Source organism: Pseudomonas khavaziana, from assembly GCF_036704165.1.
GTDB classification, from domain to species: Bacteria; Pseudomonadota; Gammaproteobacteria; order Pseudomonadales; family Pseudomonadaceae; genus Aquipseudomonas; species Aquipseudomonas khavaziana.
This window is the reverse complement of record NZ_CP129946.1, coordinates 3,691,667-3,704,326: the sequence shown is the minus strand read 5'-3', so window position 1 is coordinate 3,704,326 and position 12,660 is coordinate 3,691,667. Positions and strand designations below refer to the sequence as shown.

At 59.1% G+C, this 12,660-nt stretch carries 8 protein-coding genes; 1 reads left to right on the top strand and 7 read right to left on the bottom strand.

Annotated features, from left to right (window positions below):
* Positions 1–2: 2 nt before the first annotated feature.
* From QYQ93_RS16375 to QYQ93_RS16365, 3 genes are all read right to left on the bottom strand, one after another.
* Complete coding sequence (locus QYQ93_RS16375; RefSeq protein ID WP_032892134.1) at positions 3–962, bottom strand: AAA family ATPase; 960 nt, start codon at positions 960–962, stop codon at positions 3–5.
* Between the two features lie 187 nt (positions 963–1,149).
* A complete protein-coding gene (locus QYQ93_RS16370) occupies positions 1,150–1,500 on the bottom strand; it encodes a hypothetical protein (protein WP_043051323.1) in 351 nt (116 codons plus the stop codon).
* Positions 1,501–1,603: 103 nt separating this feature from the next.
* The gene (locus QYQ93_RS16365) at positions 1,604–3,358 is read right to left on the bottom strand and encodes a dermonecrotic toxin domain-containing protein (RefSeq protein ID WP_338475048.1); all 1,755 of its coding nucleotides are present in this window, start codon (positions 3,356–3,358) and stop codon (positions 1,604–1,606) included.
* A gap of 464 nt (positions 3,359–3,822) precedes the next feature.
* Between QYQ93_RS16365 and QYQ93_RS16360 the strand changes: the two genes are divergently transcribed.
* Positions 3,823–8,682: an NAD-glutamate dehydrogenase gene (locus QYQ93_RS16360; RefSeq protein ID WP_043051321.1), complete on the top strand. Its 4,860-nt coding sequence runs from the start codon at positions 3,823–3,825 to the stop codon at positions 8,680–8,682.
* A 99-nt stretch (positions 8,683–8,781) separates the two neighbouring features.
* Here QYQ93_RS16360 and QYQ93_RS16355 read toward each other — a convergent pair whose 3' ends face one another.
* From QYQ93_RS16355 to QYQ93_RS16340, 4 genes are all read right to left on the bottom strand, one after another.
* Positions 8,782–9,786 carry a hypothetical protein gene (locus tag QYQ93_RS16355; RefSeq protein ID WP_338475047.1) on the bottom strand — a complete coding sequence of 335 codons (1,005 nt, stop codon included), beginning with the start codon at positions 9,784–9,786 and terminating at the stop codon, positions 8,782–8,784.
* Between the two features lie 73 nt (positions 9,787–9,859).
* Positions 9,860–10,546 (bottom strand): GntR family transcriptional regulator, encoded by a 687-nt coding sequence (locus QYQ93_RS16350; protein ID WP_338475046.1) that lies wholly within the window; start codon positions 10,544–10,546, stop codon positions 9,860–9,862.
* 17 nt (positions 10,547–10,563) lie between these two features.
* Positions 10,564–11,265: a FadR/GntR family transcriptional regulator gene (locus QYQ93_RS16345; protein WP_043051318.1), complete on the bottom strand. Its 702-nt coding sequence runs from the start codon at positions 11,263–11,265 to the stop codon at positions 10,564–10,566.
* An 82-nt stretch (positions 11,266–11,347) separates the two neighbouring features.
* Positions 11,348–12,658, bottom strand: a complete 1,311-nt coding sequence (locus QYQ93_RS16340) for a C4-dicarboxylate transporter DctA (protein WP_043051317.1) — start codon at positions 12,656–12,658, stop codon at positions 11,348–11,350.
* Positions 12,659–12,660 lie beyond the last annotated feature (2 nt).

The following is a 12,660-nucleotide window of genomic DNA, read 5'->3' as shown; positions in this document are numbered from 1 at the left end:
CTTCAAGCGACGGCAACAACGTCAAGAATGCGCTGTACCACGCGGTCCTGGTCAACCCCGGCGGCTTCGGCCTCGAATGACAGGATGATGCGGTGGCGCAGTACGTCGAACAGCACCGCCTGGATATCTTCGGGGCTCACGAAGTCACGACCGGCCAACCAGGCATGGGCGCGGGCGCAGCGGTCCAGGGCGATGGAGCCGCGGGGGCTGGCGCCGTAGGCGATCCACTCGGCCATTTCCGGGTCGAACTTGGACGGGGTGCGGGTGGCCATCACCAGTTGTACCAAGTATTCCTCCACCGCATCGGCCATGTACAAACCGAGGATTTCCTTGCGCGCGGCAAAGATTGCCTGCTGGCTCACGCGGCGCTCGGGCTTGGTTTCGCCATTCAGTGCTTCGCCCCGCGCCTGTTGCAGGATGCGCCGTTCGACGGCGGCGTCCGGGAAGCCGATTTTGACGTGCATCAGGAAACGGTCGAGCTGGGCTTCGGGCAGCGGGTAGGTGCCTTCCTGCTCGATCGGGTTCTGGGTGGCCATCACCAGGAACAGCGGCGACAGCTCATAGGTGCTGCGGCCCACGCTGACCTGGCGCTCGGCCATGGCCTCAAGCAAGGCCGACTGGACCTTGGCCGGGGCGCGGTTGATTTCGTCGGCCAATACCAGGTTGTGAAAGATCGGCCCCTGCTGGAACACGAAGCTGCCGGTTTCCGGGCGATAGATCTCGGTGCCGGTGATATCGGCGGGCAACAGGTCGGGAGTGAACTGGATACGATGGAACTGCGCTTCGATGCCTTCGGCCAATTCCTTGATCGCCTTGGTCTTGGCCAGCCCCGGTGCGCCTTCGACCAGCATGTGGCCGTCAGCAAGCAGGGCGATCAGCAGGCGATCGATGAGTTTTTCCTGGCCGAGAATCTGCGTAGAAAGAAAGGTTCGCAGCGCAAGCAGCGCTTCACGATGTTCCATCGATGACGGTTCCTGGAAAGATGGGCCTGGGGGTGTGAAAAATGCCAAGACCCTGGGGCGTCTACTTTAATGCATCGAGGAGGCGGCGACTAACGACGTAACGAGTATTTTTGGCAAAATCTGTAGGATTTTTGTATGTGCACCGCCCCTCCCACATTTGATCTTCGGTATCTTGGGGATCCTGGTTTTAAATCTGAATGAAAGTGCCGGTGCCTTTCAGGATGTTCTGCAGTGTCTCCTGCACCTCGGCCATGTCCGAGGCGGCGGTGGCATGGGTGATTTGCAGCCGGTCCTTGCCCCCAAGCGCATCGACATCATCCGCTGCAAGCTCGACCAGCAACGTCGTGGCACTCAAGGTGACTTTCAGCCCATCCAGCGTCGACGGTTCGTAATCCCAGGTCAGTTCCACTTCATCTTCATCCGGGTAACGGCTGAGCATGAACATCTCGCCGTTCTTGCCATGGCAGCAGAGCATAGCCATGTTGTCTTCTTCATCGTCACAGGGGTTGACGATCAAGAGGGTGGTGGTCAATTGCATGAAAAGTCCTGTTTAGGCGCGGTAAAGCGTGATTCTGCCATTAGCTGCGATCTTGTGTCGCTTTAAGTGGTTCACGCAGGCTGACGGTGCTTGGTCTGCGGCCTCAGGCTTTGAAGACAGCATTTGCGAATGATTTCGTAATGGGGGCGAACGCTTTGCCGAAACCCTCGCTCATGAGGGGTTTGAGGGTGCTGACTACACCGCTGACAATGCGCTCAGGGGCGGAGGGCCGGTTGTTGATATGGTCATCGATACCAATACCCAATTCCGCCGCACCGAGGCTGGTAGCGGCTGCGGTGAGGGCTACGCCAAAAGGAGGGAAGGCCATGCCAAGGGGGGCAAGAGCGATCAATCCATAGGAGGCTATCTTCAACCATTTCATCGCCGTGTTTTTCTCGTGGTCGCTATTGAGTACGAATAGCTGATCGGTCGCCGCCTTGGCAGCTTGTTCTGTGCGAAGCTGAAGTTCTTCAAAGGGGTTACCCTTGAACACTTTTCCGTCGAACAAACCGCCTTCTTTCCAATACCCATAACTTTCCTGAGTTTCTTGCGACACATAATGGTCCAGGTCGTCGGCAATCTGATCAATCTTCTTGTCCACGCCCAGGCTCCAGCCCCCAAACGGACCGAACATGGGGCCTGAGGAGGGACGATCTTGTGGCCGGAACAGCAGTTTAAAGGGCTCGCGCTTTTCAGGATCCCTCAATTGTTCACCAAGCCAGCGATTCATGGGTTCAACCGAGTCAAAACCCTGCAGTGGTGGCAGAAGGCCGGGGACATACAAAAGTATTCTTCCAGTTGTCTTGTCGCGTGTGTAGAACATTCGCGATTCAAAGCCGTTGAACGTGAGGAACTTGGATTCCAGGTTCGGATCAGCTTTATATGGTTGTTTAAAATCGTCTGGCGTCGCGCTCAGGTAGGTTTTGTCAGGGTGAAGGCCGGCAACGCCCATGGCGATTTTTCTGTCGTTTTCGGTCAGCGATTTTTCGTGATGCTGAATATGCGCAGCGGTCAAATACGCAATCGTTGAGGTGGCCGTAAACTGGGCGCGTGTATTAGCGTTCCAGTAGTCTTTCAAATAATTGTCGTAAGGCTTTTTATAGGCGTTGTCCCAGACCATCTGTTTGAATTCTTCAGGAGGGATCGGATGGTGGTTGCTGTGATCGTAGATGTCGGGTGCGCCCGGATAAGGCTCGAGATAGATACCGTGGGTCCATTTGTTATAGGTGAAATTGTTTGGGACTGAGTATTGGCCGTCAGGGCTTGGGGGGCCGGTGTGTCGGGACTTCGGATCTATCGTGATCAACGGGGGACCCTCACGATATTCACTCCTCGAACTTGGGCCACTGAAATAAGGCAGTTCAATGCCTTGAATATTAAGTCGGGCTGCATCGGTCAAGGATATTTTCTGGTTGATGACGCCTTTGTTATGTTCCTTGTCACTCTTGTGATTGAAAACAATGGTCATCAGAAAGGTTTTATCGGGATCGACGTCGATGAATCCGAATGTGGCCTCGATATGGGCTTTTACCTGCTCTGACGTGACTTCGTTGGGTGTCTTGATGGGGGTGTAGTTTCTGGCGTAATCATCCAGCGCCTCATTGCGCTTCACTGGGGCATCAAAATAGGCGCGTGAGGCCCCCTCCGGCGTCAGTACGGCTTTATCCTGAGACGCCTCGCTGAGTGTGTCCAAAAAGGCTGGCCGCTTGTAAGGCACTGCGTCAATCTGCTCGTTCAGCCAGTTCAACCAACCTGGCCGTTGCCGGGTAACGCCGGGCTGGGCGTTACCGGCAGAGGCGTCTGCAGGAGGGAGGGAAGGGATTTGTAGTGAAGGAAGATCTATTGGAGCGATAGACATATTCGACCTCAGAATGAGGATATAAAGAGATCTTCCTTGATTCGCCTGATGCCTGATTTAGTTGGCTCGAATTTGGAGGTAGTTCCGCAATGGTTGTAACGCATCTTAGAGTGTAGGAAGCTGACCCAGCGATAACCTTTCGAGTCTGGGTTGCCCTTTGTGCAACCTGTGTCTGCCTGCTGTTGACCGAATATGTCGCAGTGCAGCAAGCACCAGTCTTCCTACACTCGTTAAGCTGCGCAACGTATGTGCCCCGCGCCAGGCGCTTGACCTGCCCGTCGTACCGTCACCCGGCAGGGGCACATCTTATGGACGTTGTATGTGACCTGACTGTCTTGTCCAGCTTCACCCACCTGTCGCCCTGATTCGTTTATCGTGTCCCACGAACAGAGCCGACGGGTCTCCCCGTAAGGGGATAACACGCGACGCTTCCATCAATAACAAGCCCAAGCGGAGTACCACAGATGGCGTTCTTCACCGCAGCCAGCAAGGCCGACTTCCAGCACCAACTGCAAGCGGCACTGGCGCAGCACATCAGTGAACAGGCACTGCCACAAGTGGCGCTGTTCGCTGAACAATTCTTCGGCATCATTTCCCTGGACGAACTGACCCAGCGTCGCCTTTCCGACCTGGCCGGTTGCACCCTGTCTGCCTGGCGCCTGCTTGAGCGCTTTGATCACACCCAACCACAAGTGCGGGTCTACAACCCCGATTACGAACGTCATGGCTGGCAGTCGACCCATACCGCGGTCGAAGTGCTGCACCATGACCTGCCATTTCTGGTGGACTCGGTGCGCACCGAGCTGAACCGCCGCGGCTACAGCATCCACACCTTGCAAACCACCGTGCTCAGCGTACGTCGTGGCAGCAAGGGCGAGCTGCTGGAAATCCTGCCAAAAGGCACCCAGGGCGACGGCATCCTGCAAGAATCGCTGATGTACCTGGAAATCGACCGTTGCGCCAACGCCGCCGAGCTGAACGTGCTGAGCAAAGAGCTTGAGCAGGTGCTGGGTGAAGTGCGCGTGGCCGTGGCCGATTTCGAACCGATGAAAGCCAAGGTCCAGGACCTGCTGGCCGGTATCGACGCCAGCCCGTTTGCCATCGACGGCGAAGAAAAAGCCGAGATCAAGAACTTCCTCGAATGGCTGGTGGGCAATCACTTCACCTTCCTCGGCTACGAAGAGTTTGTGGTACGTGACGAGGCGGACGGCGGTCATATCGAATATGACGCCAGCTCCTTCCTCGGTCTGACCAAACTGCTGCGCGCCGGCCTCACCGCCGAAGACCTGCGCATCGAAGACTACGCCGTGGCCTACCTGCGCGAGCCGACCGTACTGTCGTTCGCCAAGGCTGCACACCCAAGCCGCGTGCACCGCCCGGCTTACCCGGACTATGTGTCGATCCGTGAAATCAGCGCCGACGGCAAGGTCATCAAGGAACACCGCTTCATGGGCCTGTACACCTCCTCGGTGTACGGTGAAAGCGTACGGGTGATTCCTTACATCCGTCGCAAGGTCGCTGAGATCGAACGTCGTTCGGGCTTCCAGGCCAAGGCGCACCTGGGCAAGGAGCTGGCCCAGGTGGTTGAAGTGCTGCCCCGTGACGACCTGTTCCAGACCCCGGTGGACGAGCTGTTCAACACCGTGATGTCCATCGTGCAGATCCAGGAACGCAACAAGATCCGCGTGTTCCTGCGCAAGGACCCGTACGGTCGTTTCTGCTACTGCCTGGCCTACGTGCCGCGTGACATCTATTCCACCGAAGTGCGCCAGAAGATCCAGCAAGTGCTGATGGATCGCCTGAAAGCATCGGACTGCGAGTTCTGGACCTTCTTCTCCGAGTCGGTACTGGCCCGTGTGCAACTGATCCTGCGGGTCGATCCGAAGAACCGCCTGGACATCGACCCGCTGCAGCTGGAAAAAGAAGTGGTGCAAGCCTGCCGCAGCTGGCAGGACGACTACGCCAGCCTGGTGGTGGAAAGCTTCGGCGAAGCCCACGGCACCAACGTGCTGGCCGACTTCCCGAAAGGCTTCCCGGCCGGCTACCGCGAGCGTTTTGCCGCGCATTCGGCCGTGGTCGACATGCAACACCTCAACAGCCTGACCGAAGCCAACCCGCTGGTGATGAGCTTCTATCAGCCGCTGGGCCAGGTCTCCGGCCAGCGTGAGCTGCATTGCAAGCTCTACCACGCTGATACCCCGCTGGCGTTGTCGGACGTGCTGCCGATCCTGGAAAACCTCGGCCTGCGCGTGTTGGGCGAGTTCCCGTATCGCCTGCGCCATGCCAATGGCCGCGAGTTCTGGATCCATGACTTCGCGTTCATCGCCGCCGAAGGCGTGAACCTGGATATCCAGCAGCTCAACGACACCCTGCAGGACGCGTTCGTGCACATCGTGCACGGCGATGCCGAGAACGATGCGTTCAACCGCCTGGTGCTGACCGCCGGCCTGCCATGGCGCGATGTCGCGCTGCTGCGTGCCTACGCTCGCTATCTCAAGCAGATCCGCCTGGGCTTCGACCTGGGCTACATCGCCAGTACCCTGAACAACCACACCGACATCGCCCGCGAGTTGACCCGGCTGTTCAAGACCCGCTTTTATCTCGCGCGCAAACTCACCGCCGACGACCTGGAAGACAAGCAGCAGCGCCTGGAACAAGCGATCCTCACCGCCCTGGACGACGTTCAGGTACTCAACGAAGACCGCATCCTGCGTCGCTACCTGGACCTGATCAAGGCTACGCTGCGTACCAACTTCTACCAGACCGACGCCAACGGCCAGAACAAGTCGTACTTCAGCTTCAAGTTCAATCCGCATGCGATTCCTGAGCTGCCAAAGCCGGTACCGAAGTTTGAAATCTTCGTGTACTCGCCGCGTGTCGAAGGTGTGCACCTGCGCTTTGGCAATGTCGCCCGTGGCGGCCTGCGCTGGTCCGACCGTGAAGAAGACTTCCGTACCGAAGTATTGGGCCTGGTAAAAGCCCAGCAGGTGAAGAACTCGGTGATCGTGCCGGTGGGTGCCAAGGGCGGCTTCCTGCCGCGTCGCCTGCCATTGGGTGGCAGCCGTGACGAGATCGCGGCCGAGGGTATCGCCTGCTACCGCATCTTCATTTCCGGGCTGCTGGACATTACCGACAACCTGAAGGATGGCGCCCTGGTGCCGCCGGCCAATGTCGTGCGTCATGACAACGATGACCCCTACCTGGTGGTGGCGGCGGACAAGGGCACTGCGACCTTCTCCGACATCGCCAACGGTATTGCCATCGACTACGGCTTCTGGCTGGGTGACGCGTTTGCCTCCGGCGGTTCCGCCGGTTACGACCACAAGAAGATGGGCATCACCGCCAAGGGCGCGTGGGTCGGTGTGCAGCGTCATTTCCGTGAGCGCGGCATCAACGTGCAGGAAGACAGCATCACTGTGGTGGGCGTCGGCGATATGGCCGGTGACGTGTTCGGTAACGGCTTGCTGATGTCCGACAAGCTGCAACTGGTCGCAGCCTTCAACCACCTGCATATCTTCATCGACCCGAACCCGAACCCGGCCACCAGCTTTGTCGAGCGCAAGCGCTTGTTCGAGCTGCCGCGTTCTTCGTGGACCGACTACGACACCAGCATCATGTCCGAAGGCGGCGGTATCTTCTCGCGCAGTGCCAAGAGCATTGCCATCTCGGCGCAGATGAAAGAGCGCTTCGACATCCAGGCCGACAAGCTGACCCCGACCGAACTGCTCAACGCCTTGCTCAAGGCGCCGGTGGACCTGTTGTGGAACGGCGGCATCGGTACCTACGTCAAGGCCAGCACCGAGAGCCATGCCGATGTGGGCGACAAGGCCAACGACGCGCTGCGCGTCAACGGCAACGAGTTGCGCTGCAAGGTAGTGGGCGAGGGCGGCAACCTCGGCATGACCCAGCTGGGGCGTGTGGAATTCGGCCTCAATGGCGGCGGTTCCAACACCGACTTCATCGATAACGCCGGTGGCGTGGACTGCTCCGACCACGAAGTGAATATCAAGATCCTGCTCAACGAAGTGGTGCAGGCCGGTGATATGACCGACAAGCAACGCAACCAGTTGCTGGCGAGCATGACCGACGAAGTCGGCCACCTGGTGTTGGGCAACAACTACAAGCAGACCCAGGCCCTGTCCCTGGCGGCGCGCCGTGCCTACGAGCGTGCCGCCGAGTACAAGCGCCTGATGAGCGACCTGGAAGGCCGAGGCAAGCTGGATCGCGCCATCGAATACTTGCCGACCGAAGAGCAGCTCAGCGAGCGCGCCTCTGCCGGCAAGGGCCTGACCCGTCCGGAGTTGTCGGTGCTGATCTCGTACAGCAAGATCGACCTCAAGGAAGCGCTGCTCAAGTCGCTGGTGCCGGATGACGAGTACCTGACCCGTGACATGGAGACCGCGTTCCCGCCGAGCCTGGTGGCCAAGTTCTCCGAGGCCATGCGTCGGCACCGTCTCAAGCGCGAGATCGTCAGCACCCAGATCGCCAACGACCTGGTCAACCACATGGGCATCACCTTCGTGCAGCGGCTCAAGGAGTCCACCGGCATGAGCCCGGCGAACGTGGCTGGCGCCTATGTGATCGTGCGTGACATCTTCCACCTCCCGCACTGGTTCCGTCAGATCGAAGCCCTGGACCACCAGGTCAGCGCCGATGTGCAACTGGAGCTGATGGATGAGCTGATGCGCCTGGGCCGCCGCGCTACGCGCTGGTTCCTGCGCAGCCGTCGCAACGAGCAGGACGCCGGGCGTGACACCGCGCACTTCGGCCCGCACCTGGCGGCGTTGGGCCTCAAGCTCGACGAGTTGCTGGAAGGTCCGACCCGCGAAGGTTGGCAGACCCGCTACCAGGCCTACACCGAAGCCGGCGTGCCGGAGTTGCTGGCGCGCATGGTGGCCGGTACGACTCACCTGTACACCTTGCTGCCGATCATCGAAGCCGCCGACGTGACCGGGCATGACGCCGCCGAAGTGGCCAAGGCCTACTTCGCGGTTGGCAGTGCCCTGGACCTGCCGTGGTACCTGCAGCAGATCAGCGACCTGCCGGTAGCCAACAACTGGCAGGCCCAGGCCCGCGAAGCCTTCCGCGACGATGTGGACTGGCAGCAACGGGCGATCACCATTTCGGTGCTGCAGATGGCCGACGCGCCACAAGACATGGAAGCCCGCGTGGCCCTGTGGCTTGAGCAACACCAGGACATGGCTGATCGCTGGCGCGCGATGATGGTGGAAATCCGTGCAGCCGTGGGCACGGACTACGCCATGTACGCGGTGGCCAACCGTGAGTTGCTGGACCTGGCGTTGAGCGGTCAGTCGGTGCTGTAAAAGTGCTGACAGAGCGTTAAAACCAGAAAAATCCTCGTGTCGAAAGACACGAGGATTTTTTTTGCAGTCGCGCTACTCAGGCTTCAGGCCAAGGCGCGGTCAATGGGGTGAGTAACCTATAACTACCTTGGGCTCATAGTATTTAGGAGCCGAGGCTATTTTGCTTGCCAGCTCCGACTGACTAGCTGGGACGGCTTCATGGTCAGCCACATTCATCTGATGATCGATGAAATTGAGCGCCTCTTCCAGCCCTGGGACAGGCCTGGTGGTAGCCGTTCTATTCCACTCGAATTTCAGCGCGGCATAGGCCTTTGGCAGGTCTCTGTCCATGCCATAGGTACGAGCAGGCTTGGTTTTGTCCCGTGCAAGGCCTGCAAGTGCATAGCCATACTCCAGCAACCCGTCCGGGTCACCTGTCCACGCCAATTGAGCAAGCCTTCGCTGCTTTTCAACCATCGTGGCGGTTGAGGCCGGGGAGAACACACGGTCCGCGAGTGCCCATGGATATCCGCTATCCGCGGCTCTTTGACACAGCACTTCAATTTCGGCCGTGCGCTCTACGGCGTTGGGCATCAGCCCCGGGTGTTCGCGGTAGGTCTGGGCGAGTTTATAGAGGGCCCTGGGATTGCCGGTGTCGGCAGCCTTGGTCAGCCAGGTGATGTCCTGGGTCAGGGCATACAGGTTGAACATGCTCTGTATGTCACCCTGGGCAGCACCCGTCGTGGACAGTGCCTTGGCCTTTGCCAGCGATTGGCTGTCACCCAGCCACATCAAGGCCAGGACATGATCCTGTGCCGCTGCGAGCCTGAGCCATCTTAGAGTCTGCGCAAATGGGTAGCGGAACCCTCCGAGTTGGTAGCCGGTGCAGGTAGCCATGGCGTATTGCGCTTCGGCCTCGCCCGCCAGCCCAGGAAAGGTCAAATAAAATTCGGCCTCTTCATAGCGTTCTTGATGGAACAACGCTGTACCGATCGCTTTCGACGTATGGGTCAGTTCGGCCAACGAGGTTTTCAGCGGCTCTGGCAGGGAGGCTTTTTGCTCGTTTAATTGGCTGATCAGGGTGTACAGGTTCTCGTAAACTTTTGGATCAATGATCATCTTCAATGCCAGTCATGAAGCACTCAATCAGTGCGAAATCCAGGCTATGGGAAGATGTCGGCAAGCCGGCGCTATATATCTAGGGCAGGGCAATTAGGCGGCATTGGAGGTGATCCAGGTGTTGGGTCATTCGCTCTACAGCGGTGGCGCAAGCATGCTGCTCCACGGCATTGGCAATCGCGGCGTGTTCTTCCCAGGTACAGGCCGTATGGGCTGTGTCTGGGCATTGCGCAATGGCCAGAGCCGTCAAAGGCACCAGGCTATTGAGGAATTGCGACAGTGGCGCATTCCTCGCCATTGCCGCCAATTGCAGGTGGAATTCCCCCGACAAGCGGATCGCGGTCCCGCGTTGTCCACGGGCCATGCAGTCACGTTCGCGGTTGATCAGTTCGCGCAATTGGTATACCTGGGCAGGCGTTGACTGAGCGCACGCCAGCTGCACCACGGTTATTTCGACCATGCGCCGCGCTTCCAGGATCTGCCGGGTTTGCAGGGCGTCCGGCGCAGCCACCTGGGCGCGTTGGTTGGGGCGAAGGATGATCACTTGCTGCTGGGATAGCTTTGCCAGCACGCGGCGGATCACACTGCGGCTCGCACCAAAGGTCTCAGCCAGGCCTTCCTCAGTAAAACGACTGGCGGGGGCGAGGCGTTGTTCCAGGATGGCGTCGAACAGTCGAGGGTAGATGTCATCCACCGAAGACTTTTTGCCGCCGACCAGGCGCAGGGGCGCAAGGATGGGTTCGTAGTGCATAGCGTGAGCATTCATGGCCTGCCTCCAAAAAATCAGCTGCCCAGATGGTCGTCCGGGATATTCAGGCGAATGCCCATGCGCAGGCCTTCCTGAAGGATGTGCCGACGCATTTCGGCACTGGCCAGGGCGCTGTTTTTGTTGCGGATGGCGCGCACCACGGCTTCGTTTTCCTGCAGGCGCTCGGCCAGGTGTTCAGGCGAGTTGCGCAGCACTTGTGCGCTTTGCTTGAGTGCGGTGCTGGTTTGCTGCACCACATTCTGGAAAATCGGGTTGGAGGTGAGGGCGAACAGTTCTTCGTGGAAATCGATATAGGCGTTCATGCCGGCTTCGGCATCGCCTGCGTCCAAGGCTTCGCGCATATCCATCAGGGTCAGGCGCAATTGGCCGACTTCCTTGCTGCTGATGGACTGGGCCACCAGGCCGACGATAAAAGGTTCGAGGGTGTAGCGCAGTTGCAGGATATCTTCGAGACTGGCGTCGGCCACGGCGTCGCTTGCGTGTGGCTCGCTGATGCTGGTTTCCAGCACCACTACGCCCTTGCCGGGCATGGAGCGCACCAGGCCGAGGGTTTCCAGCACGATCACGGCTTCACGCAGGCTCGGACGGCTGATGCCCAACTGTTCAGCCAATTCACGCTGGCCGGGCAACATTTCCCCGCGCCGCCACTGGCCGCGCTTGAGTGCGGCGCGCAGTTTTTCTACGACTGAATTGACGACGGTTGAGGTGCTGATCACGTCGTGCGCTCCTTAGGTTGCGAATACGAGGTTCAAACTGTTGAAGATCAAAGCGTGGAAGGGGGCAAGCCCCCCTCACACATTAGAATTCCTGATGCGCCGGCAGTACCGGTTTCTTGGCCTGGAAGGCATACCCTTGCTGGCCGTCCAGCACCTTGTTGGCGCGCTGGATATCAATATCTTTTTCCCAGCGGGCAATCGCCACGGTAGCCACGCAGTTGCCGATCAGGTTAGTCAATGCGCGGCCAATGCCCATGAACCAGTCCACTGCCAGTACCAGCACCAGGCCGACCACCGGAATGGCCGGGATCGCCGTGAGCGTCGCCGCCAGGATTACCAGCGCCGAACCCGGAATACCGTGGGCGCCTTTGGAGGTGATCAACGATACCAGCAGAATGGTCAGCAAGTCGGTCATCGACAAGGGTGTGCCGGTGGCGTTGGCGATAAACACGATGGCCAGGGTCAGGTAGATGGAAAAGCCGTCGAGGTTGAACGAGTATCCCGTGGGGATCACCAGGCCCACGGTGGAGCTGCCGATACCCAGGTGTTCCAGCTTGCGCATGATCTGCGGCAGCACGGCATCGGAAGAAGCGGTGCCCATCACGATCAGCAGCTCTTCACGCAGGTACTTGAGCAGCGGCAGCATGCGCAGGCCCGACAGGCGCATCACCAGGCCGAGGATCAGCGCGACGAAAGCAAAGCAGGTCAGGTAGAACAGCCCCACCAGGCTGCCCAGATGCTGCAGGGAGTCGAGGCCGTAGGTGCTGGTGGTGAACGCGATCGCGCCGAATACACCAATTGGCGCCAGGCGCACGATCATGCCCATGATGCGGAAGATCACATGGCTCAGCTCGTTGATCAGCCGGGAGATGCCGCTGGCCGCTTCGCCCACCAGGTTCAATGCACTACCGAACAGCACCGAGAACAGCAGCACTTGCAGCACGTTGTTGTCGGCGAATGCGCCGATCACCGAGTTGGGGATCAGGTCCATCAGGAACTGGCTGGTGCCCTTGATGTGCTGGCCCTTGTCGGCCAATTCATTCAAGCCGGCAGAGGAAAGCTGTTCAAGGTGGATATTGGCGCCGCTGCCAATGCCGGTGCTGAATGCCATGATCAGCCCGAGCACCAGGGCAACGGTGGTCAGCACTTCAAAGTAGATCACTGACTTGAGCCCGATGCGCCCGACTTTCTTCAAGTCGCCGGCGCCGGAAATACCGCTGACCACCACGCAGAAGACGATCAGGCCAATCAGCATTTTGATCAGCTTGATAAAGCCGTCGCCCAGTGGTTTGAGTTGCGAGGAGAATTCGGGAAGGGCCAGGCCGCAGACGATGCCTAGGATCAGGCCAATCACGACTTGCAGGAAAATCGAACGCGAGCACCATCTGAGCATGG